A 23,062-nucleotide genomic window follows, 5' to 3' on the forward strand; every position below is an offset into this window, starting at 1 on the left:
GTGGGTAAATTATTAATCGGGTGATTAGAGCGTACCAAAAGAAGAATTTGATACTAAAAATATTAAGCAATTAAGTAACAAGCGGAGAGCCTTTTACATAATCACAAGACAATGATACAATTTTATTTTCAAAGTTTTCTTAGCAATATCACAAAATGAGACTTATTTTTACCACAGTTTAAAATGAGAATCACGTGATACAACGTATACAAACTATATATCTTTTACTAGCAACCTTAGTCTCACTAGGGTTACCATATGCCTTTAGCCTTTATTCTGATATGGATGGTGAGGCCGTGTGGGCAGTAGATGATATTTCTTATATAACACTTTTTAGTCTTAGTGCTATATTATCATTTATTTCCATATTTTTATGGAATAATCGAAAGAACCAATTCGTCTTAGGACGTCTCAATATCTTATTAAACTTTGCATTATTAGGTATTTTGGTATATCGATCACAAATGTTATCTGGAGGAACGGCGGTTCTTGAGAAGGGTATTGGGATGATCATTCCGCTTGTTTCTATCGTTTTACTAGTCTTGGCAAACAAGGCAATCAAGCGCGATGAAGATCTTGTAAAATCTGTTGATAGGTTACGATAAGTCTATAATCTTAGTTTTATTAGTGCGTAAAGCCTCTCATTTATTTGGGAGGCTTTTTTTATGCTTACGCGAAAATGTGAAACTAATAATCACACGTTATCTAATAAACCCCCTTCCCTCTTGTAGATAATGCTCGTCAATAAGCAGTAAAACTTGGGATTCACTTATGTACTAATTAAATCAGTGATAAAAATATAGAATAAAGAAGTTTAGTAAATTACAAGCTCAATAACCCCACACGCATTAAATTCATTATGACCCAAAAAAACTTAACATACGATTACATTATAATAGGTAGTGGTTTTGGTGGCTCTGTAAGTGCACTACGCCTATCACAAAAAGGATATAAAGTACTCGTGGTTGAAAAAGGAAAATGGTACAAAGCAACCGACTTTCCTAAAACCAACTGGAATATTAGAAAATGGCTCTGGATGCCATACCTGCGCTTTTTTGGGATTATGAAACTATCCATATTTAAACACATTGCCATTATTTCTGGAACTGGTGTAGGTGGCGGCTCCCTAGTATATGCAAATACATTACCTACTCCTAAAAGTGCTTTCTTTAACTCTGGAAGTTGGAAATCGCTTAATGATTGGGAAACCGCCTTAAAACCTTATTATCAGGAAGCATTAAGAATGCTAGGTGCAGCGCAAAATCCTTCCTTATATGATGGAGATAAAGCTCTCAAAGCCGTAGCAAAAGATTTGAATATTGCACAAAAGTTTAATCCTACGCGTGTAGCTGTATTCTTTGGAACTCCTAATAAAACAATAAAAGACCCTTATTTTAATGGAGAAGGGCCAGATCGTTCTGGATGTAATTTTTGTGGAGCTTGTATGACTGGCTGCCGCCACAATGCAAAAAACACGCTTGACAAGAACTACCTATATCTTGCTCAAAAACAAGGAGCCACCATACTAGCCGAAAATGAAGTGTATGATATACAGCCATTAGATAAAAGCGACAGTGCGCTAGGTTATGAAGTCTCTATGAAGAGAAGTACGCGCATCTTTGGTAAACATCAAAAAATCACCACTAAAGGTGTTATCTTTTCTGGAGGCGTACTAGGTACAGTAAAACTCTTGCTAGCTCTAAAAGCTAAGTCACTACCGCATCTATCAGATCATCTAGGTGAGGATATACGTAGCAATAATGAAACACTCATAAGTGTTTCCACTCTAGAAAAAGACAAAAACCTCTCCAAAGGTATCGCAATAGGAAGCATACTTGATACAGATGAAAATAGTCATCTAGAAATATGTAGATATGGAGAAGGATCTAATGCATGGAAACTTGCACACTTACCTTATGTAACGGGATCAAACGTGTTCTCACGACTTTTTAAGACAGCTATTAAGCTAATCAAAAATCCAGTAGACTATTTCAAAATTTACGTTGCTAATGGATGGGCAAAAAATACTGTTGTATTATTATTTATGCAAACGCTGGATAGTACATTACGTTTTAAAAGAAATACCTTGGGAAAGATGACATCTACAGTAAGTTCTGGAAAGGCTCCTACCCCATTTATTCCAGAATCTATAGCGCTTGTAAAATCATACAGTAAGGCTATTAAAGGAGTAAGTACCTCTTTTGCCTTAGAAACACTTGCTGGAATACCATCTACAGCACACATACTAGGCGGTGCAGTTATGGGAGAAAATACAGAAAGTGGAGTTATAGATAAAGACAATAAGGTTTTTGGCTATAAAAATATGCTCGTGGTTGATGGCTCTATGATTTCGGCAAATCCTGGCGTGAATCCTTCACTTACCATTACTGCCATTGCAGAAAGAGCGATGGATCAAATACCAAACAAGCAATAAGACAAAGATTAAGATGCGCCTCCCTTTAACCAACAAGGACACGTCTCAACCTCAAAAAAATCATCTTCCCAGATATAAAAAAGTGATACTTTTCCCTTTTAAACACTACCTTCACCGCCACTATGGAAAAAACAGAATTTTTAGAACAGCACTTATTTAATGGTTTGACTAATCTTAACAAAGAGTCAGAGGCAGATGACTCTTATCAGTTCTCTGAGGCAGATTTTGAGATTGTGCTTCAGCGTGCAGAGCATTTTGGCTTAGGTGTCTTTACCATCGAATCATGGCACAACGGTGTATCTACTGGTGTATCAAAGCATGAAGATTTCAGAAAAAAGGCAACAGATGCCAAGTGGTATAAAAAAGCTTTTTTGACTTCTAGAAAAGGTCAAGCAGGACTTACCTATGCTGGAACTTATAAGATTTCTAGTAAATTATTATCAAGAGAGACTTTTCAAGAAGAGGAAGAGTAAGTGCTAAAGACCATTAACTGAACGTCAACAGGTTTGTAAAATTGACAGCTCATAAAGGCTGGTAATTATTTTACGACTTAGAAATTTTTCGCGAAAGCGTAATAATTACTAAAACCGACACATAAAAAAACGCAACCATTTCTGGTTGCGTTTTCCAATTGAGTGTTTTCACCTTTTACTAATCAAACTTAAACAACATCAACTTCATTCTTTTTTACAGCTAGTGCATAAATCACTAGTCCAAACCCTATCTTATTGATAGCATCTGCAATGTTATAAGCGACATCTACACTTCCTTTTCCTAGGATGCTCGTGTACCATCCATCTGTACCTAACATATATCCTAATGGATAAATAGCCCAACCTACGAGTACGAACCAGCATAGTATTTTATGTGCTTTAAGAATATCTCCACCAGCAGCAACTGCAAGTTTCTTTGCGCTTCCTAACCAGATTTCATATACTATATAAAAATATGCGGCTCCAGAGATAGCTCCCCACAATGCGGCTTGATCTTGGAATACAGCTTCTCCAAAGTATCCTGTTACTAGCATAATAACCGAGAATAAGATAAGCTTCCACATAAGTGCAGGTTTTGCACCGGCAACTTTTAAAATTAAGTAGAATTCAACACACATTAATGGAACTGTAAGTACCCAGTCTACATATCTAAAAAATGTAGGAGACTCTTGAATAGCAAACCAGTAATCTCTCATGTACCAGTAGTGCACTGCGGCAATAAATGTAATTAAACCAGATACAAGGACTGAGGTTCGCCACTTCTTGTTAAATTGGTTAAGCGATAGAAAAAAGAAAGCAGAAGCTGCCATCATCGCCATCGCACCCACAAAGAATGTAAATCCTACATAATCACTTGGATCTAGTTTTGTAGGGTCGGCTAGTAATAGTAATAAAAATTTCATAGCATTGATATTTTTAATTAAACATTTGTTTAAGTAAATTTAAATAATGTTAAACAAATAAATAATTATTTTCTCATAATTTTTTAATTAAAATTATCAACACCTAAATTATTCATGACAAAAATTCTCAATATCACAATCATAGGTAGTTTTGCGGGCTTATGGATCGCCACACTATTTTCTACCAAAGCTGAATTGGTTTTGGGTTTTTTACTCATTCTCACATTTGGGATCATACATGGATCAAATGATTTATTATTAATAGAGAAGTTATTTACTAAAGAGAAAAAACGGAGCTTCATTAAATCGCTCTTATTTTATGTGCTTACAGTACTGCTTACTTTTCTAGCATTTTATACCATCCCTTCTATCACAGTAATTCTCTTTATTATTTTTAGCGCATACCATTTTGGCGAGCAACATTGGGAGTCTAAAGTTGATTCAAAACACAAGTTATTATCTTCTATACTACAACTCAGTTATGGCGCGCTTATACTACTGATATTGTTTTATTTTAATGAGCAGCAAGTGGAGAGTATTGTTTTGGCAATTACTGGAGTAACTTTTCCTCATTTATTTCTCTTATACTCCTTGTACATTGTGCTCGCAGTATTTTTTATAACAGGAGCCATACTAACTTATAAAAGTGATAGTTTTAAAAAACTCATATTAAAAGAACTCTTCTTTTTAGGCTTACTTCTTGTAATCTTCAAAATGTCATCTCTCATTTGGGGCTTTACTATATACTTCGTGTTGTGGCATAGTCTTCCTTCCCTTTTTGAACAAATTCACTTTATATATGGTAGTTTTACTAATCAAACCATATGGCTCTATGTTAAAAATGCACTGCCTTATTGGATTATTTCAATTATCGGGATTGGTATAAGCTATTTTTGGCTCAAGGAAAGTGTGTTATTTTTTGCAATTTTCTTTTCCTTTATTGCTGCGGTAACATTTCCACACTCCTTGATTATATCATTGATGTTTAAAAAGAAAAACGATAACACCAAAACTCACTAGAATGAAATATAGTTTTTTACTTTTTTTTTGTCTCGCTTTTGCGAAAGCGTATGCTCAACAACCTATATCTACTCCAGGTAACGTTATAAGTGATTTTGGTAAAACTTATGAAGTTAATAATCCTGATTTTAAAACAGATACTACCGCAATTTTCAAAGTAGTGTTTGATGTAGCAAAAGCACCTGAAAATCCAAGTTTGCGCAATCCATACATTGAGACGATGGCGAGATTTCTTAATATGCAAGAGAAAGCAGGTGTTCCTGCAACAAATATGCACATACGGGCCGCTATACACGGACAAGCAGCTTATGGAATGCTTACTAATGAATTGTATAAGGAGAAATTTGGCGTAGATAATCCTAACATTGAATTACTAGAAGCCTTAAAAGAAGCAAACGTATCACTCATCCTTTGTGGTCAAACTGCTGGAGCGCGTAATATTACCAAAGAACGAAGACTGGAAATGATTGATGTAGGACTTTCGGCAATGACAGTTTTAAGTCAATCGCAAATGGAAGGTTACACGCTCATTGCTTTTTAAAGCTACTTTAAATTCATAAATCTGCACCATTAGATAATTACACTCACATGCGCTTACTATTTACCCTAGTTTTTTCTTTTATCACACTATCTGTGTTTTCTCAAGAGGCTACCCGTCAAGACAGCCTTCGAGGGTCAATCACTCCACAAAGAGCCTGGTGGGACATCGTTCACTATGATCTTTCTGTCACGGTAATACCAGCATCAAAGTCTTTAATAGGTACAAATATTATGACCTATCGTGTACTAGAAGAAGGTACGACCGAGCTACAAATAGATCTTCAATCCCCAATGGAGCTCACAGCAGTAATGCAAGATGGACACTCTCTTGACGTGCGTACTGAAGGTGCAGCCCATTTTATACAACTAGAATCTGCTCAAAAAGCAGGAGAACTAAAAGCAATAAGATTAAGCTTTGAAGGTAAACCTCGCGCTGCTGTAAACCCACCATGGGATGGTGGTATCACTTGGCAGCAAGATAGCAACGGCAAACACTTTATCGCGTCTTCAAATCAAGGCATAGGTTCCAGCATATGGTGGCCTAATCGTGATCACCCAGCAGATGAAGTGGATAGCCTAGACATGCATGTTACAGTACCTAAAGATCTTGTAGATGTATCTAATGGACGACTAGTGGGTATAGACAGTACAACATCTTCAAAAACATATCATTGGGCGGTACGCAATCCTATAAATAATTACGGAGTTAATATTAATATTGGAGATTATGTAAACTTTTCTGAGGTATATAAGGGAGAGAAAGGACCACTAGATATGAGTTACTGGGTACTTCGTGAAGATGAGAAAAAAGCAAGAGCTCAATTTACCCAAGCCCCTATGATGATGGAAGCTTTTGAACATTGGTTTGGTCCTTATCCATTCTATGAAGATAGTTTTAAACTCGTACAAGCTCCTTACTTAGGCATGGAACATCAAAGTTCTGTAACTTATGGAAACAAGTTTAAGAATGGCTATTTAGGAAAAGATTTATCTGGTACAGGACAAGGACTCAAATTTGATTTTATAATTATACATGAATCTGGTCATGAATGGTTTGCAAACAACATTACAAATAAGGATGTTGCAGATATGTGGATTCATGAGAGCTTTACTAACTACTCAGAAAATCTTTATCTAGATTATCATTTTGGCAAAGACGCTGCTAGTGAATATGTAATTGGACTGCGTAAAAACATTAGAAATGATAGACCTATCATAGGTACTTACGATGTAAATCGTTCTGGAAGTGGCGACATGTACTATAAAGGTGCAAATATGCTACACACCATACGTACCATTGTAGATAATGATGAGCTGTGGCGAGAGACTTTACGTGGACTTAATAAGGAGTTTTACCATAAGACCACAACAAGTGCAATGGTAGAAGATTTTATGTCCAGAAAACTGAATCAAAACCTCGCTCCTATATTTGATCAATATTTAAGAACGGTAAAAATCCCAACCTTTGAATATAAAGTGAGTAAAAAGAAGCTGAGTTATCGTTACACAAATGTGATAAGTGATTTCTCTATGCCACTTTCTATAATGATAAATGGTAAATTACAATGGCTCGCACCTGCAGATCAGTGGCAAGAGCTTAAAATGTCTAAGAAAATAATTGACATGAGTATACTAGAGGATTTCTATATACAAACAAGGAAGCTATAAAAGGATTCCAATCTAATTAATCAATATAATCAATTACTCAAAACGTATTGCCTTTACTGGACTTATTTTTGTTATAATGTAAGATGGTATAAGGAGTATAAGCACACAAACCAAAAACACGCCTACATTAAGAGAGAGAATATGCCAGAAGTCTATGAGCACTGGCGCCTCACTTACATAATAGGTAGATGGGTCTAACTTCACAAAACCAAATATTTTCTGAGCATATAATATTCCTAAACCTATAAGATTACCCCAAAAGAGCCCAAGACCTATTAAGTACATTGCATTATAAATAAAAATCTTACGCACACTCCAGTCTGATGCTCCAAGTGCCTTGAGTACTCCTATCATTTTTGTACGCTCTAGTACTAGTACAAGCAGCGCCACAATCATATTAATACCTGCAATCAATATCATGATAACAATGATCAAGATGATATTGAAATCAAATAGTTTAATCCACTCAAAAATATTGTAATTACTCTGTATTACAGAGATAGATCTCAAAGTAGAACCAGAGTTTTCATACACCTTATTATTCAGTGCCTCAAGATTATCAAAATCATCTACAAAAACCTCAAAAGATCCTACCTCATCTTTCTCCCAGTTATTAATACGGGTAAGGTGACGGCGATCACCCATGATATACACTTTGTCAAACTCTTGATATGCACTTTCATAAAGTCCTACAATCTCTAGTGCCCTCGGTCTAAAACGCATGTTATCTTTATTTACAAATTGTATGATTGCCTTATCGCCTACTTTAAAGCCTAAGCGGTTTGCCAGATACGTACTAAAGATAGTCTCATTATTAAGCGCTCCCGTAAGTTCTGGTTTTCTGCCTTCTACTATATATTCCTCGATACGATTCCAGTCATAATCATCACCCAGCCCTTTGTAAATTACTCCTTCAAAGGTCTCTGCAGTCCTTATTACACCCGCTTTTACAGTAATTGCCTGTACATGTGTTACTTCTGGTACTGCATTAAAATCTGGGTAAAAATCTTGATTTATAGAAATTGGATTTGGAGTTTCTTCACTGTTATTTCCGTCAAAATTTGACACGACAATATCTCCAGAAAAGGCAGACACTTTTTGTCTTATCTCTCGCTGGAGTCCTAGTCCTGTAGCAATCGATATAAGCATCATCACCATACCAATTGCAATTGCTACGATGGCAATTTTAATTATCGTACTGGAAGCACTACTTTTATACGATGTCGCGCTACTTAGGCGTTTGGCTATAAAATACTCTAAATTCAAATGCGTCTCATTTTCTTCAAAAATACCCTTTTTTTAATGCTCACACTGCTTATTTCTTGTGCAAATAGCGGTGGAGATAGTAACGCTTTCGCGAAAGCGGAATTAAAAAAAGAAACTGTACTACAAGAAACTCCTTCTCAACAACCAATCGTTACCGCTGCCAATAGGACAGCGCTCTACTTACCGTTGCTTAAAGATAAAAAAGTAGGTGTAGTCACAAACAAAAGCGGACTCATATTTAAAAGTACTCCGCATATTGAAAAGGAAAGTACACACCTAGTAGATTCTCTTATCTCAAGCGGAATTACAGTTACACGTGTTTTCTCACCAGAACACGGATTTCGCGGTGATGTAGATGCTGGAGAGCGAGTAAAAGATGGAAAAGATCCAAGGACTGGTCTTAATATTATCTCTCTTTACGGTAAAAACAAGAAACCAAGCCAGGAACAACTAGAAGGACTCGATGTAATCCTCTTTGACATACAAGATGTGGGTGTTCGATTTTACACCTATATATCTACACTTACCTATGTGATGGAAGCCGCTGCCGAAAAAGGTATACCGGTAATTGTACTAGACAGACCTAACCCTAACGCTCATTATATAGACGGTCCTACGCTAGGAAAGGAGCACACAAGCTTTTTAGGGATGCATGAAGTACCCTTAGTCTATGGTATGACTATAGGAGAATATGCCATGATGGTGAATGGTGAGGGCTGGCTTAAAGATAACATACAATGTAGTCTTACGGTGATTCCATTAAAAAATTGGGATTACACGACCCCGTATTCATTACCTACGCGTCCTTCTCCTAATTTGCCTAATGATAAAAGTATCAACCTCTACCCTAGCCTAGGCTTCTTTGAAGGAACTACCATTAATGCCGGAAGAGGAACAGAAATGCAGTTTCAAATTTTTGGAGCTCCAGATTTTTCACCTAGCAATTTTACATACTCGTACACTCCTGAGCCTAACTTCGGATCAAAGGATCCTAAACATAATGGACAACGTTGTTATGGCATAGACTTACGTAATCAAGAGTACATGAGCCGCGTTAATTTAGAATGGCTTATAGAAGCTTATACTGCAAGCACTGATAAAAATAAATTCTTTAAAACGGCTAGTTTCACCCTTCATGCAGGTAATAAAAAACTACAGCAGCAAATTCAAGATGGATATACCTTTAAAGAGATTAAACGTGACTGGATAAAGGATATAGAAAACTTTAAAAGCATACGTAAGCAGTACCTTATGTATGAATAACGATTCTTTTAATAGCGCGCTTAAAGCGAAAATTGAACAAGTTTTTACACAATTTAAAAGTCAATCTATAACAGCAGAGCAACTTGCTATAGCTGAAGAAGGTTTTATATTCTCTGAAGTAAATCCTAAAGCCAAAATACTAGTGATGGGGATTAATCCCTCATTAAGAAATGATTTTGTAGGAAGTAATGGATATAGCTATAACTATGACCACTTAAGTACTGATCGCTATTTTAAAAAATTCTCGACATTACTTAAAGGCTTTGAGCAATTTGGAATTACCTATTGTGATTTATTTTATCAACGTCATACTGAACAAAAACAAATAGAATATTTCTTAAGGGATGAAAAGGGTCGAGATTTTTTAAAAAGCCAATTAGCCATCACAAAGGAAGTTATTGAGCATATCTCTCCAGAGCTTATTTTACTGTTTAATAGAAAAGGAGCTATGTTTTTTTCTAAAGAATGGATTGGCTATACATTAGAACAACGAGCACAGCAAGAACCTCATTTTGAACAGATTGATGATTTATATAATATAAACGAGCTAGAAACCTCAATATATTGCTCCTCTTTCCTAGGTTACAGAACGCGCAAAAAGACGTACGATCGAATCTACAACGATATCGCACTGTTAATCAAATCAATAACATGATTTTTTAAGAATTAGCATAAAAGCCAGTGACAATGGCTGCTCGCATCCTCTTTTCTAATGAAAAATGTAAATAATCTAATTTTTATTAAAAAATAAGTAGTAAACATCAGTTTTAGTTAAATTTTTATCTTAGTTTTAACACAAATTAACAATAATTTAATATCTGTTAAAATTTATAAACTAACAAATCAACTATGCACAAACTCACGTTTACTCTTTTAGGTCTATTAATTGGTGTGACCTCATTTGCCCAAGTTACTGTCACAGGTACAGTAACAGATAAAAACAATGTTCCCATCTCTGGCGCAAACGTCATTGAAAAAGGAACTACCAATGGCGCTATCACAGATTTTGATGGTAATTATAATATTACAGTACAGAGCGACGGTACTTTAGAAATAAGCTATTTAGGTTTTGACACAAAACGCGTAGCAGTAAATGGTAAAACATCAATTGATGTAACACTTGAAGAAGGTGTAGGTCTTGGTGAAGTGGTACTTGTGGGCTCAAGAACTGCTCCTAGAAGTCAGGTAGACACTGCTGTACCAGTAGATGTAGTATCTGCAAAAGAACTACAAACTACAGGTCAAGTAACATTTGACAAAGCCTTACAGTACAAGATACCATCATTTAATACAGTACAAACTCCTGTAAATGATGCAACTTCTCTTCTAGATCCTTATGAAATAAGAAACATGGGGCCTTCTAGAACCTTAATCTTAATCAATGGTAAACGTAAGAACTTAAGTGCACTTCTTTATACTCAAACTTCTCCAGGACGTGGGGAGACTGGTGCAGATATCTCTGCAATCCCTACAGATGCAATCAAGCGTGTAGAAATATTACGTGATGGTGCATCTGCACAATACGGATCTGACGCAATTGCTGGTGTAATGAACGTTATCTTAAAAGATAATGATAATCAAGGTTCGGCGACGCTAAGAACAGGAATCACTTCTGAAGGTGATGGTGAGATGGTAGGAATCAGTGTGAATAATGGTTCTACTATAGGAGATGACAAAGGTTTTATAAACTATACCGTAGACTTCTCTAAAGTAAACCTTGCAAACAGACCTGGTACAGTAGATGCTGCTGGAGAAGCTGGTGACTTTGGAGCAGACCTTGCAGATGTTCAAGAATTTTTATCTCGTAACCCAGATGCAAATAACATTAACGGATCACCAGAAACTGCATCTTCTAAATTTCTAGTAAATGGAGGTTTTGACTTAAGTGATAATACTGAGTTGTATTTCAATACCGCTTATGTTTATAAGAAGGTAAATAGTTTTGCAAACTACAGAACTCCATATTGGAGAACAATTGAAGAATTTCCTTATTTAGGAGACTTCTTCCCAGGAGACAACCCTAACAACCCAGGTGGTTATGATGGTTATGTTCCTACTTTTGAAGGGCTACTTAATGATTATAATGGTACAATTGGAATTAGAACTACCATTAATGACTGGAATGTTGACGCTAGTTATACAACGGGTGGAAACACACAAACGTACCAAGTGAATAACTCTCAAAATGGAAATTTTGTCTACTCTCCTGCTGTATTCATTGATGGAAATGGTAATGGTACTGTTGAGGATGGAGAACTTACGGAAGGATCTCAACTGTATAGAGAAAACAGTGCTAGATCATTTGATCCGGGTGGAACAAAATTTACTCATAATGTAGGTAACATTGATATCTCTAGAGTACTTTCAGACAAAGTAAGTATTGGATTTGGTGCTGAGTTTAGAAATGAGGTATTTGAGGTAATTGAAGGAAAGCTTGATTCTTATGATGGTGGTGGTGCAGATTCTTTTGCAGGTAACAGCCCAGAAAACTCTGGAAAATTCAACCGTTACAACTTTGGAGGTTATTTCTCTTTAGATTATGACGTTACTGATGCTTTCTTATTAAGCGGAACAGTTAGAACAGAAAATTACTCTGATTTTGGTAATACATTTGTTTATAAATTTAGCTCACGCTATAAGCTTACAGACAATCTCACAGTAAGAGGTTCATTATCTACTGGATTTAGAGCTCCTACATTACACCAGATTTATACACAAAAAGCACAATATAGCTTTATCCCAGGTCAAGGTATTCAAGTGGGAGGTTTAGTAAATAACGTGTCTACACAAGCCCAATTATTAGGAATTGATGAACTAGATGCAGAGACATCAAATAACTTCACCATTGGTTTTGGTGGTAAACTAGCAAACAATCTTACGTTTACAGTAGATTACTACAACATTGCTGTAAAAGATCGTATCGTGTTAGGATCTGAAATTACAGGAACTGCTTTTGATGATGATGGAAATAATATAGGTACTACTCCACTAGATGATATTTTAAGAGACAATAACCTGAGCGATGTAAGTTTCTTTTCTAATGCTATTGACACAAGAACTTCTGGACTTGACGTAGTGATTAGTAAAAGAAATATCGAGCTAGGTAACGGTAAGCTTGGACTTAATCTATCTGGTAATTATACAATTACAAATGAACGTGATGGTGCTGTAAAAAATCCACAACTTGTTGAGGATTCTGGACAGTCTGTAGTAAACGCTACGCAAGAAGCATTATTCTTCACGTCTAGACCTAGAACTAAGTGGATCTTAGGTGGTAACTATGATATTGGGAAGTTTGCTTTCTCTCTAAACAATACATATTTCGGAAAGACTACATTTAAGCAACAAGGGCTTGATGACAACTTACGCACAGAGTTTATCCCTAAGATTGTTACAGATCTTGGTATCAACTATAATGTAACTGAAAAGATCACGCTTGCACTTAACGTAAACAACTTATTGAATGTATTACCAGAGTGGGAATTTAAAGCAGAAAATGCAGCAGGGTCAGCTATACTAGCAGATGCTGCAGCAACGCAAAATCAGTCTAATTTAATAACTTTTAACCAGCGTTATTCTCAGATGACGTATGACGGTTATCACTTTAGCCAGTTAGGTACTATGTTTAACTTATCTCTTAACTACCAGTTCTAAGGATCTGATTTTTAATGAAAACCTCTCTATATTCATTTATAGAGAGGTTTTTTTATGAAATTACGTGATTCCTTGTAATCTTTGCTGTGCTATTACGTTTAACTATATTTACAGTAAGTCACATTAAACCCTCATTATTGATGAAAAACATAACACTCCTATCACTTTTACTTCTTGTATTCTTAAGTTCTTGTGATGATGACCTTGATGATAATTTAAGACCAGCTAGTAGCACAGAAATCTCGGACTTTGTATATCGAGGGCTAAATTATTGGTCGTTATATAAAGAAGACGTACCAGAACTAGCAAATGACTTTTTTGATAATGACGCCGCAAGATTTGATTATTTAAGTCAGTTCTCTTCTCCAGAAGCTGCTTTTGATGCGCTTACATCTACAAGAGATCGCTTCAGTATATTAAGAGATGACTATGTTGCTCTTGAAAACTCCCTTGCAGGTATACGTACTTCTTCTGGATTAAATCTATCTTTATTAATTATGCCCAACGATCCTACTACTGCTTTTGGGGTTGTACGCTATGTAGTTAATGGCAGCCCGGCAGATCTTGCCGGAGCAGAGCGAGGAATGATATTTACACTTGTAGATGGACAACCACTCACAAGTAGCGATGGACAAGCGATAGATGGAAGCACAAATTTTGATAGCTTTTTTGCACCAGATACTTACACCATAGGATTAGCGACCTATGATGGAACAGACTTCACTGTTACAGGAGAAGAAATTCTAATTACAAAAACTGAACTCACCATAAACCCTGTACATACGGTAAACGTATTAAGTGTAGGAGGTAATGAAATAGGATATCTACATTACACAGGATTTACTAATGAATTTGATAGCGAACTCAACGCTGCTTTTGCACAATTCCGTAGTGCGGGAGTTACAGATCTTGTTCTTGATTTAAGATATAATGGAGGTGGATCTATAGAAACCGCAAATGATCTCTCTACAATGATTACTGGGCAATTTAACGGTGAAGAATTCATAACGCAAGAGTATAATGCAGATAGAAATCAAGAAAATGAATTTGTAAGAAGATTTAATAATAATCTAGGCTCTGGAGATGATGGCCCTGCTATAAACAGCTTAGGATTAACAAGAGTTTTTGTATTAACAACAGGAAGATCTGCAAGTGCGAGCGAACTTATACTAAGTGGTCTTGATCCTTACATTGAGGTAATTCAAATAGGAACTAACACCGTAGGTAAATTTGAAGGTTCATTTTTATTATATGATGCTCCTGCACCTAATTTCCGTCGCTCTGAGGCAAATCCTAATCACCGTTATGTAATGCTTCCATTAGTATTAAAATCTGTAAACGCTGACGGGCTAACAGACTACTTTGATGGGTTTACACCAGACTTACTAATTGCCGAAGATTTTGAAAACTTTGGACAACTAGGTGAACTAGGGGAGCCACTATTAGATGCAGCTATAGACATTATATTAAATGGTAGAAGTAGCACAAACTACAATACCAGCATACAACGATCTATTTACGATTCAGAACAAGAAGATCCATTATACCAGCGTATGATGGTAGATCGCATCGATTTATAAACATCAATTTAAGAGTAATAAAAAAGGGGTAACAATACGTTACCCCTTTTTTATTATAATCTATTCTAGAAATGAATACTACTCATTAAAATAAATGTTTTCAGGTATGATACCAACTGTAAGTGTATTAATTAACTCTCCTGTTGAAACATTATAAACTTCAACCGAACCGTTGCTTGCAAAATCTCCTGCATTTGTACCTAATAAAGTATCTCCTCGTACAATCATATTAAATAAAGATAATCCTGTTAATTCTGGAGTCGTAGGTATTTCAAAATCTGTAGTAGAAGAAACAAAAACCTCCCCATTTAAATAGTAATAAAGGTTCTGGCCTTCTATATTAATATAGTTAGGGTGATCTGTCACTCCAAAATCAAATGAAGCAGATACAGTATTGGTAGTTGTATTGATTACAGATAAACTCCCTGCAGTCTCAGTACCTGTAAATGATGGTGAACCACCGGCAAGCACCCATAAGTTCCCTGAGCTATCTAACTCTAATCCATTAGGTGCATCACCTACTGGTATTGTTGTAATCACTGTATCTGTAGCAGGATCAATTACAGTAACAATATCATTTACACCAAAACCACCTTGGTTTGTTACATAAAGATATGTGCCATTATATAGTATTTCTTCAGGTCCTTCTTCTACTGCGATAGTATTGGTAATTGTATTAGTGCTAAGATCTATAACTGCGATATAATCATCTGTAGCATCTGCTCCATCTCCCCAGTTAGTCAAATATCCTTTCCCGTTTGCACTTGTAAAAAATCTTGGGTTAGATAAACCAGTTTCTATACGAGCTATTTCCTCAAATGTAAATCTGTCTACTATCGTTAGTCTATTCCCAATATTTGCAACCACATAAGCATTATCCTCTGTAAACCCTATTGACTGTACAATGTTACCTAGGTTATCATCATTTACCGTTTGATAAATATTATTTTCTGAAGTAGTTAATCCTTCGTCGATAAACGAGACTGTTCCAAAACCATTATTAAAAGGTCCTTGATTAGTCACTAAAAATCCATTCTCATAGGCCTCATCTTCTACTTCTACTTCTATAATCGGCTCTGTGAAGTCATCATCACTTTCACAAGAGAAAGCAAATAGCGATAGTACGGATAATAAATAAATTGTTTTTTTCATAATTGTGTTTAAAAAGTATACGTTGTTTGTATTAAAAAGTTGCGGCCAGGATTAGGTCTAAAAGCGACCGTCTGGTAATTTATATTCAAGACATTATTCAATTTGGTGGATAAGGTCATCTTACGATTTCCATTTTTAAAGAGCTCTGCAGTTATGCCTGCATTTGCAACAAAGGAATCTGCCACTGTTGAAGTATTATCTGTTGTAGTAAATACACTTCCATTATAAATTCCCTGCACATATGAACTAAGCCAACTATAATTATAACTCACTCCCACAGTTCCTTTATTTTTAGGAACATAAATAAGTTGCCTATTAGTTTCTGCATTCTCTGCAATTGTATAAGCGTATGCTGCGCTTGCTGCCAGACGATGCTGTCCTATTTTCTTATCTAGTTTAAAAGAAAATTCAGCACCATAATGCTCCGTATCTTCAATGTTTACTGGACTCCATATTCCCGCACTATTAGGTTGCCACTTAATGAGATCGTCCGTATCTATATAAAAACCTCGCAAACCTAAGGTGATGTTGTTCTGGCTTCTAGAAACCCCTAACTCGGCTTGTTTACTAGTTTCTGGTTGAATATCTGGATTCCCTGTAGCCCCAGGTCCCGCCCAGTAGGTGTCATTAAATGTAGGTATACGGTAATTGCGGGAAGCGTTGAATGAAAATTTATACGCTTTCGCGAAAGCGTAATCCAAACCAACCCCTAGTAAGAATGGACTACTATAATCTTCAACAACTTCCTGCCTTACCTGTATTTCATAACGTAATGCCGACAGCAATTGGTGTTTCCACAATGCAACAGCAGATGCACTCGTTCTAGATGCTTTCTCAATAGAAGCTCCCGCTGCCGAAATGGTGTTTATTTCTCCCAAAAAAGTAAGTCTCTTGGATGGATCTATTTTTAAAGTTCCCTCATAGTTTGCTAGGTAACGCGTGGCTTTCCCTAAGTCATTAAGGTCTGACTCATTATTTGCATAGTATCTAAATTGCTCATAGATATGTGCTAGCCTTAAAATACCATCATAGCGCTTGCTTAGATTTTCCCAAGCAACTAAGGTTCTCGTGTTGCGATCCTCATAAGCATCATTAGATGGTGCAGTGAGCGTTCCAGAAAAATTGCGATCACCTAAATATGTATTGTGATGTAATTTTAAAATGTGAGTTTTGTCTCTAGCAGTTGATAATAAGTAGCCCACATTAAAATTGAGGTCTAGATTCTCATATTGACCGTTTGCATTAAACAAATCATTTGTATCAAGATAATCAAAATCATTTTCAGACTGCTGGAAATCTGCTCCTACATCGACATATAATTTCTCTGTAGAAAATCGAGTTTTTGCATGTGCTACCTGCGTATCAAAACTCCCGTAACCAGCAGAAATTGTAGTCTCCGCATGTTTATAAAACTGGATCTCATTATTAAGATGGACGCTCCCTCCTATTGCTCCTGAACCATAAATAATGCTACCACCACCTGCACGCACATCAAGATTATCGTAATTATTTGTGGAGATGGTATTAAAATCCGTTTGACCTGTGAGCTGACTATTGATGTTGATACCATTCCACACCACGGCTGTTTGAGAAGCATTTGTTCCTCTAAAAGACGCCGAAGAAACCCCACCAGGACCATTTTCTCTAAAGTATATACTTGTATTATTCTTCAAAACATCTGTAAGAGATGTTCTAGATTGCTGTAATATACTATCAGATACTTTTTGAATTGCAATCCCCACGCTGTGCTCTCGTAACTTTACGTCACTCAATATCACTTCAGGTAAAACTTGAAGTGTATCTATCTGTCCAACAGACGCGTGTGCATACAGCATCACTGCAATAAAAAGAAAAATATGTCTCATTATCTACCGCCTCTTTACCCGAGAGTCGCTTGATTTTAATTAAGAATTGTGGCAGGTCTCCTGGCTTGCTTTTGTTACACCTTCCCATCACAACACCTTGCGACAGTGGCTTTGTAGTAGTAACAAACCCCTAAAGGGCTTAGCTTACAGTTGCGGGAACAGCTTCCGTTTTTAACGGAATTCCCTATTAATCCTCCGTGCTCGTGTAGCACATCAGAACCAAAATTCGGCACAAATATACATAACTATGTTTCAGTCTATCTATAAATAGTTGAAAACTAATCACAACCTCAAGTCGCAAATTTCTAAACTTAAATGAGCCCTTGTCGCATTGATTATTTTAATGCTACTTTTGACAGATGAAGAATACTACCCTATTTCTAGTTGGCTTGTTATCGCTTTTCATTTCATGTAAAGAGAAATCAAAAGAGGTTAAAAACAACGAAAGCCAAGGCATTTCTTTGTCTATAGATTATGCAAACGGATTCTCTATAAAACAATACACAAATCATACAATTATTACAGTTACAGAAGCATTTCCTGGAGCGCAAAAGGTGTTTAAGTATGCTCTAATACCGAGAGATTCTTCTGGAAATAATACAGATATAGAGCTGTCTAACACACTAGAAGAAACGCTTAAATCACAAGGTGTAGATGCAATTCTCAAAACGCCGTTAAACACTGTTGTCGTTACTTCTACGACACATATCCCTTCGTTAGAAATGCTAGGTGTTGCAGAGACTTTAAAAGGTTTTCCTAATCTTGATTATATTTCTAGTCCGCTTTCGCGAAAGCGTATTGCAAACAAAGAAATCATTGACCTTGGGCAAAATGAATCTCTCAATACAGAACTCACTATCGAGCTGCGCCCAGAAGCAATTATAAGCTTTGGTGTAGAGGGAGAAAACAAGTCGCTTAACAGTGTAGAACGAGCTGGAATTCCTGTACTATATAATGGAGATTGGGTGGAGAAAGACCCACTAGGAAAAGCAGAATGGATTAAGTTTTTTGGCGCACTTTATGGCAAGGAGCGCGAGGCAGATAGCATTTTTAATCATATTAAAAACAACTACAATCTAATAAAAGAGCAAATAGCCGCTATAGAGAATAAGCCTACAGTTTTAAGTGGAGGCATGTTTAAAGATATCTGGTACTTACCTAAAGGTGACAGCTGGCAAGCAAAAGTGCTTGAAGATGCTGGCGGTAATTACTTGTGGTCTGAGACCGAGGGAGCTGGAAGTATCGCACTAAGTATAGAATCTGTGCTAGAGAAAGGACAGCAAGCCGACTTCTGGATAGCACCAGGACAGTACACTAGTTATGCTAAGCTTGCGAGTGACAATCCCGCTTATGCTCAGTTTGACGCATTTAAAAACAAGAAGGTTTACACGTTTGCAAAGTACAAAGGAGAAACTGGCGGTTTGTTATATTACGAGCTAGCGCCTAACAGACCTGATTTAGTATTGCGAGATCTTGCCAAAATCTTACATCCAGAAATGATCACAGAGGCATTTACCTTTTTTGACACACTAGATGAATAACAATAGCTACATCCCTACATTTCTCATTCTTACGCTAGTGTTGCTAGTATGTATACTAGCAAATCTAAGTCTAGGATCTGTTGCTATACCTATACAGGATGTTATTGCGAGCCTTGTAGGTTCTGAGGTTTCAAAATCTTCTTGGGAATATATTATTGTAGACTACAGATTACCTAAAGCTATCACTGCAATTATTGCGGGATCTGGACTTGCGGTATCTGGATTGCTCATGCAAACACTTTTCCGTAATCCGCTGGCAGGTCCTTTTGTATTAGGTATTAGTAGTGGAGCAAGTTTAGGGGTTGCATTATACATTCTGGGAGGTACCGCTCTCGGGCTTTCTACAGCACTTCTTTCTGGCAAATGGGGTCTTATAATCGCCGCAAGCGTAGGTAGTTTTCTGGTATTACTCATGGTTATAGGAGTCGCTACACGTGTAAAAGACACCATGGCATTGCTCATTATAGGTCTTATGGTAGGCAGCCTTACTAGCGCCGTAGTGAGCGTTCTAGCATACTTCAGTAAAGCCGAGGAGTTACAGCGTTTTGTCTTTTGGTCATTTGGAAGTCTTGGTGATTTATCATGGAATGGCGTTGGAATTTTAGCACTTTGCTTTGCCGCAGGATTAGTTTTATCCATCGCAAGTCTAAAATCACTCGATAGTTTTTTACTTGGCGATGCGTATGCAAAAACTATGGGAACAAGATTCTCACGATCCAGACTACTCATAATTATTGCCACTAGTTTGCTAGCCGGCAGTATTACTGCCTTTGCTGGTCCTATTGCTTTTATAGGTCTTGCGGTGCCGCATCTTATACGTCAGGTTATTAATACTACAAGACACATTATATTATTACCCGCAGTAATTATGGGAGGCGCCATTTTAATGCTTATTTGTGACACAATTGCGCAAGTACCTTTTAGCGAATTTACACTTCCCATCAACGCAATTTCTGCGATGGTAGGAGCTCCTGTTGTAATTTGGTTATTAGTGCGCAAAAAGAAATTACTTTTCTAGATGAATAACCCGAGCTCACATAGCATTTTACAAACTAGAGATCTTTCCATAGGCTATCTGGCATCACCAGTAAATACTGTCATTGCTAGCGACATAAACCTAGATATAAACAAAGGAGAACTCATAGGTGTTGTGGGAATTAATGGAGCAGGAAAATCCACATTGCTCCGCACATTATCAGGATTGCAACCTGCTGTGAGTGGTCAGGTTACGCTTTCGCGAAAGCAAATAAAAAACATTACTCCATCCCTACTCGCACAACAACTTAGTGTTGTACTTACTAACCAACCTATCTCAAAAAATCTATCTGTTGCCGAACTTGTAGCCTTAGGAAGACAACCCTACACCAACTGGTTAGGAATTATCTCTGATACTGACAAGGAAGTAATTATCGAGGCGCTTAAAAATACGGAGACCTTCACACTCAAAGATAAAAAATGCCACGAGCTTAGTGATGGGCAGCTTCAGCGAGTTCTAATAGCACGTGCGCTCGCTCAGAACACAGACGTAATTTTGCTTGATGAACCCATGACGCATCTCGACCTGCATCATAAGGCTTCTCTGTTAAAACTGCTTACCTCTATAGCCCATACGCATGGTAAAACAATATTATTTTCCACACATGATATCCCTTATGCGCTAAACGCTTGTGACAAAATGATAGTCATGAAAAGTGGTACAACGCACTTTGATTCACCATCTAGCTTGATAAGCGATGGTGTCTTTGATACCTTGTTTCCTTCTAAACATGTAGCGTTTGACAGAGAAAAACGTATCTTTTTTCTCAAATAATCACCATGAAAACTTTTTACACAAGTATAGTACTCCTAATAATCATTACGAGCTGTTCTGGATATAGCAATACTGTAAAGCAAACTAATGAGTTTAATAAAATTTCTGCAGAGGATCCAATAACGTCAAATGAAGTTTATAAAATTATAGATACCACAAAACTGTATAAGCTTGTCGCTCATTATTATAAGTATGATGCAGATAAGGTAAACGCAGTAATTACTTATAATTATAAAAAGTATTTAAAGTTTTATAAAGACGGCAGGCTAGCGGTTTTCGATGCATTTGATTTGAATAGTCTAGATACACTAAGAGCTCAAAAAACAGACCAAGGCTATTATGACTATAATTACAATACCTTATCTACGAGAAACTATATTACAAATAAAAATGGCAAACAGCTCTATAATCCGCAATATCAAGAGCTTGCGGGAGATACCTTATCTCTTTATTCTCAAAGTACAAAGAACATAAGCCACTATCTTTCTGTCGATATCCCATCACATGTTTTTGTTGAAAAAGCAAACTGGTAAATCGAGTGTATGTTTGCCACTTCTCCTATCTTTATAGCATATTTCCAAATATTAGGAATTACTATCAAAAATAAAGAGATCGATGACTGATAAAATAAAATGCCCCAATTGTGCTCATAACTTTGACGTAGAAGAGGCGTTATCAGGAAAACTACAAGCGCAGTTTAAAGCGCAATACGAACGTAAAGTAGCCGAACAAGCCGAAAAATTTAATGCAGAACGTGCAAAGCTTGAAAAAGAAGTCTTGCTATTTGAAGAAAAAAAGGAGCGTGAGAATGAGCTTTTTAAGGCAAAACTAGAGCAACGCCTAGTTAAAGAGCAGGAGAAAATCGAAAAGTCAACTCAAGAAGCTTTTGAGCAACAATTAAAATCACTTCAGTTAGAAAACGACAAGCGCAAGGAAGAAAACCGCGCATTGAAGTCTGCTGAAATAGATTTACTAAAGCGTGAAAATCAGCTAAAAGAACAAGCAGAAGAGTTACAACTCACCATGCAAAAACAGCTCCTTGAAAGCCAGAAAGAAATAGAAGATAAAGCTCGAGCAAAAGAGCGTGAAGCTATGTTCCTTAAAGAAAAGGAGTTTGAAAAAAAGCTTAACGATCAAAAGAAGCTTATAGACGAGATGAAGCGCAAGGCAGAGCAAGGAAGTATGCAAATGCAAGGAGAAGTCCAAGAACTTGCACTAGAGGAGCTACTGGCTCACTCCTACCCTTTTGATAACATTAGTGAGGTAGGTAAAGGAATACGTGGTGCAGATTGTATTCAAAATGTTGTTAATAGACTCCAGCAACAATGCGGTTCAATCGTTTATGAAAGTAAGCGTACCAAGAATTTCTCAAATGACTGGATAGAAAAACTCAAGCAAGATCAAATACAATGTAAGGCAGATATTGCTGTTATCGTTACTGAAACGTTCCCTAGCGATATGGATCGTTTTGGGGAGAAAGATGGCGTCTGGATTTGTGGATTTCATGAGGTAAAAAGTGTATCATTTGTGCTGAGAGAAATGCTCATTAAAACACAGTCAGTAAAATCATCAGACGAGAATAAAGGAGACAAAATGGAGCTTCTTTATGGATACCTTACCAGTAATGAGTTTGTTCAAAACATAAAACGCATTGTAGAGAACTACGATGGTATGATTAATCAGCTCAACTCTGAGAAAAAAGCGATGCACAGAATATGGGCATCTCGTGAGAAGCAAATCTGGGTGGTACAAGAAAATATTTCGGCGTTATTTGGCTCTATAAAAGGGATTGCTGGTAATGCGCTTGAGACTTCTGCCGTATTGGATTTACCAGACACTCAGATAGATTAACCTTTGTAAATAGACATTCTCA

Annotated in this window: 19 protein-coding genes and 1 riboswitch; of the genes, 15 read left to right on the plus strand and 4 right to left on the minus strand. The window is 36.7% G+C overall.

Annotated elements, in window-relative coordinates; translation table 11 throughout:
* Window positions 1-194 precede the first annotated feature (194 nt).
* The 3 genes from JM84_RS12085 to JM84_RS12095 all read left to right on the plus strand — a co-directional run bounded on the left by JM84_RS12085 (window position 195) and on the right by JM84_RS12095 (window position 2,907).
* Entirely contained in the window at window positions 195-605 is a 411-nt protein-coding gene (locus tag JM84_RS12085; RefSeq protein WP_144784557.1) for a DUF4293 domain-containing protein, read from the plus strand.
* Between the two features lie 254 nt (window positions 606-859).
* A complete protein-coding gene (locus tag JM84_RS12090; protein ID WP_144784559.1) occupies window positions 860-2,434 on the plus strand; it encodes a GMC oxidoreductase in 1,575 nt (524 codons plus the stop codon).
* A 122-nt stretch (window positions 2,435-2,556) separates the two neighbouring features.
* Window positions 2,557-2,907, plus strand: a complete 351-nt coding sequence (locus JM84_RS12095) for a hypothetical protein (RefSeq protein WP_144784561.1) — start codon at window positions 2,557-2,559, stop codon at window positions 2,905-2,907.
* 188 nt (window positions 2,908-3,095) lie between these two features.
* Here the strand turns inward: JM84_RS12095 and JM84_RS12100 are convergent, their stop codons facing one another.
* Window positions 3,096-3,830: a bacteriorhodopsin-like gene (locus tag JM84_RS12100; RefSeq protein ID WP_013751708.1), complete on the minus strand. Its 735-nt coding sequence runs from the start codon at window positions 3,828-3,830 to the stop codon at window positions 3,096-3,098.
* 114 nt (window positions 3,831-3,944) lie between these two features.
* On the opposite strand from JM84_RS12100, the gene JM84_RS12105 reads away from it, so the two are divergent.
* From JM84_RS12105 to JM84_RS12115, 3 genes are read left to right on the plus strand one after another with little or no spacing between them, the layout of a single operon-like run.
* Window positions 3,945-4,850: a Brp/Blh family beta-carotene 15,15'-dioxygenase gene (locus JM84_RS12105; protein ID WP_144784563.1), complete on the plus strand. Its 906-nt coding sequence runs from the start codon at window positions 3,945-3,947 to the stop codon at window positions 4,848-4,850.
* A 1-nt stretch (window position 4,851) separates the two neighbouring features.
* On the plus strand, window positions 4,852-5,391 hold the full coding sequence (locus tag JM84_RS12110; protein ID WP_013751706.1) for a DsrE family protein: 540 nt from the start codon (window positions 4,852-4,854) through the stop codon (window positions 5,389-5,391).
* Window positions 5,392-5,438: 47 nt separating this feature from the next.
* Complete coding sequence (locus JM84_RS12115; RefSeq protein WP_144784565.1) at window positions 5,439-7,058, plus strand: M1 family metallopeptidase; 1,620 nt, start codon at window positions 5,439-5,441, stop codon at window positions 7,056-7,058.
* A 33-nt stretch (window positions 7,059-7,091) separates the two neighbouring features.
* On the opposite strand, the gene JM84_RS12120 is transcribed toward JM84_RS12115, so the two are convergent.
* Window positions 7,092-8,324 (minus strand): ABC transporter permease, encoded by a 1,233-nt coding sequence (locus JM84_RS12120; RefSeq protein WP_013751704.1) that lies wholly within the window; start codon window positions 8,322-8,324, stop codon window positions 7,092-7,094.
* 36 nt (window positions 8,325-8,360) lie between these two features.
* Here JM84_RS12120 and JM84_RS12125 point away from each other — a divergent pair, with 36 nt between their 5' ends.
* From JM84_RS12125 to JM84_RS12140, 4 genes are all read left to right on the plus strand, one after another.
* Complete coding sequence (locus JM84_RS12125; protein ID WP_013751703.1) at window positions 8,361-9,587, plus strand: exo-beta-N-acetylmuramidase NamZ domain-containing protein; 1,227 nt, start codon at window positions 8,361-8,363, stop codon at window positions 9,585-9,587.
* Complete coding sequence (locus tag JM84_RS12130; protein ID WP_013751702.1) at window positions 9,580-10,242, plus strand: hypothetical protein; 663 nt, start codon at window positions 9,580-9,582, stop codon at window positions 10,240-10,242. Before JM84_RS12125 ends, JM84_RS12130 begins: the two co-directional genes overlap by 8 nt.
* A gap of 194 nt (window positions 10,243-10,436) precedes the next feature.
* Complete coding sequence (locus tag JM84_RS12135; RefSeq protein WP_013751701.1) at window positions 10,437-13,241, plus strand: TonB-dependent receptor; 2,805 nt, start codon at window positions 10,437-10,439, stop codon at window positions 13,239-13,241.
* Window positions 13,242-13,381: 140 nt separating this feature from the next.
* Entirely contained in the window at window positions 13,382-14,821 is a 1,440-nt protein-coding gene (locus JM84_RS12140; protein ID WP_144784567.1) for a S41 family peptidase, read from the plus strand.
* Between the two features lie 78 nt (window positions 14,822-14,899).
* Here the strand turns inward: JM84_RS12140 and JM84_RS12145 are convergent, their stop codons facing one another.
* Both JM84_RS12145 and JM84_RS12150 read right to left on the minus strand, forming a co-directional pair.
* Window positions 14,900-15,973 (minus strand): YncE family protein, encoded by a 1,074-nt coding sequence (locus JM84_RS12145; protein ID WP_013751699.1) that lies wholly within the window; start codon window positions 15,971-15,973, stop codon window positions 14,900-14,902.
* Window positions 15,974-15,981: 8 nt separating this feature from the next.
* Window positions 15,982-17,838 (minus strand): TonB-dependent receptor, encoded by a 1,857-nt coding sequence (locus JM84_RS12150; RefSeq protein ID WP_013751698.1) that lies wholly within the window; start codon window positions 17,836-17,838, stop codon window positions 15,982-15,984.
* Window positions 17,839-17,870: 32 nt separating this feature from the next.
* Window positions 17,871-18,077, minus strand: a riboswitch (cobalamin riboswitch).
* Between the two features lie 120 nt (window positions 18,078-18,197).
* On the opposite strand from JM84_RS12150, the gene JM84_RS12155 reads away from it, so the two are divergent.
* The 5 genes from JM84_RS12155 to JM84_RS12175 all read left to right on the plus strand — a co-directional run bounded on the left by JM84_RS12155 (window position 18,198) and on the right by JM84_RS12175 (window position 23,040).
* Complete coding sequence (locus tag JM84_RS12155) at window positions 18,198-19,379, plus strand: ABC transporter substrate-binding protein (RefSeq protein ID WP_013751697.1); 1,182 nt, start codon at window positions 18,198-18,200, stop codon at window positions 19,377-19,379.
* The gene (locus JM84_RS12160) at window positions 19,372-20,397 is read left to right on the plus strand and encodes an iron ABC transporter permease (RefSeq protein ID WP_013751696.1); all 1,026 of its coding nucleotides are present in this window, start codon (window positions 19,372-19,374) and stop codon (window positions 20,395-20,397) included. The genes JM84_RS12155 and JM84_RS12160 overlap by 8 nt, the downstream gene beginning before the upstream one ends.
* Complete coding sequence (locus tag JM84_RS12165) at window positions 20,398-21,189, plus strand: ABC transporter ATP-binding protein (protein WP_013751695.1); 792 nt, start codon at window positions 20,398-20,400, stop codon at window positions 21,187-21,189.
* 5 nt (window positions 21,190-21,194) lie between these two features.
* Entirely contained in the window at window positions 21,195-21,722 is a 528-nt protein-coding gene (locus JM84_RS12170; RefSeq protein WP_013751694.1) for a hypothetical protein, read from the plus strand.
* A gap of 82 nt (window positions 21,723-21,804) precedes the next feature.
* Window positions 21,805-23,040 carry a DUF2130 domain-containing protein gene (locus JM84_RS12175; RefSeq protein ID WP_013751693.1) on the plus strand — a complete coding sequence of 412 codons (1,236 nt, stop codon included), beginning with the start codon at window positions 21,805-21,807 and terminating at the stop codon, window positions 23,038-23,040.
* The last annotated feature ends 22 nt before the right edge of the window (window positions 23,041-23,062 follow it).

Source organism: Dokdonia sp. Hel_I_63 (assembly GCF_007827285.1).
In the GTDB taxonomy this organism is placed as follows: Bacteria; Bacteroidota; Bacteroidia; order Flavobacteriales; family Flavobacteriaceae; genus Dokdonia.

Excerpts from the sequence above, each read along its gene's own strand:
- JM84_RS12090 (WP_144784559.1), top strand. The coding sequence starts at position 860 with ATGACCCAAAAAAACTTAACATACGATTACATTATAATAGGTAGTGGT.
- JM84_RS12095 (WP_144784561.1), top strand. The coding sequence starts at position 2,557 with ATGGAAAAAACAGAATTTTTAGAACAGCACTTATTTAATGGTTTGACT.
- JM84_RS12100 (WP_013751708.1), bottom strand. The coding sequence starts at position 3,830 with ATGAAATTTTTATTACTATTACTAGCCGACCCTACAAAACTAGATCCA.
- JM84_RS12105 (WP_144784563.1), top strand. The coding sequence starts at position 3,945 with ATGACAAAAATTCTCAATATCACAATCATAGGTAGTTTTGCGGGCTTA.
- JM84_RS12110 (WP_013751706.1), top strand. The coding sequence starts at position 4,852 with ATGAAATATAGTTTTTTACTTTTTTTTTGTCTCGCTTTTGCGAAAGCG.
- JM84_RS12115 (WP_144784565.1), top strand. The coding sequence starts at position 5,439 with ATGCGCTTACTATTTACCCTAGTTTTTTCTTTTATCACACTATCTGTG.
- JM84_RS12125 (WP_013751703.1), top strand. The coding sequence starts at position 8,361 with ATGCTCACACTGCTTATTTCTTGTGCAAATAGCGGTGGAGATAGTAAC.
- JM84_RS12130 (WP_013751702.1), top strand. The coding sequence starts at position 9,580 with ATGAATAACGATTCTTTTAATAGCGCGCTTAAAGCGAAAATTGAACAA.
- JM84_RS12135 (WP_013751701.1), top strand. The coding sequence starts at position 10,437 with ATGCACAAACTCACGTTTACTCTTTTAGGTCTATTAATTGGTGTGACC.
- JM84_RS12140 (WP_144784567.1), top strand. The coding sequence starts at position 13,382 with ATGAAAAACATAACACTCCTATCACTTTTACTTCTTGTATTCTTAAGT.
- JM84_RS12145 (WP_013751699.1), bottom strand. The coding sequence starts at position 15,973 with ATGAAAAAAACAATTTATTTATTATCCGTACTATCGCTATTTGCTTTC.
- JM84_RS12150 (WP_013751698.1), bottom strand. The coding sequence starts at position 17,838 with ATGAGACATATTTTTCTTTTTATTGCAGTGATGCTGTATGCACACGCG.
- JM84_RS12155 (WP_013751697.1), top strand. The coding sequence starts at position 18,198 with ATGAAGAATACTACCCTATTTCTAGTTGGCTTGTTATCGCTTTTCATT.
- JM84_RS12160 (WP_013751696.1), top strand. The coding sequence starts at position 19,372 with ATGAATAACAATAGCTACATCCCTACATTTCTCATTCTTACGCTAGTG.
- JM84_RS12165 (WP_013751695.1), top strand. The coding sequence starts at position 20,398 with ATGAATAACCCGAGCTCACATAGCATTTTACAAACTAGAGATCTTTCC.
- JM84_RS12170 (WP_013751694.1), top strand. The coding sequence starts at position 21,195 with ATGAAAACTTTTTACACAAGTATAGTACTCCTAATAATCATTACGAGC.
- JM84_RS12175 (WP_013751693.1), top strand. The coding sequence starts at position 21,805 with ATGACTGATAAAATAAAATGCCCCAATTGTGCTCATAACTTTGACGTA.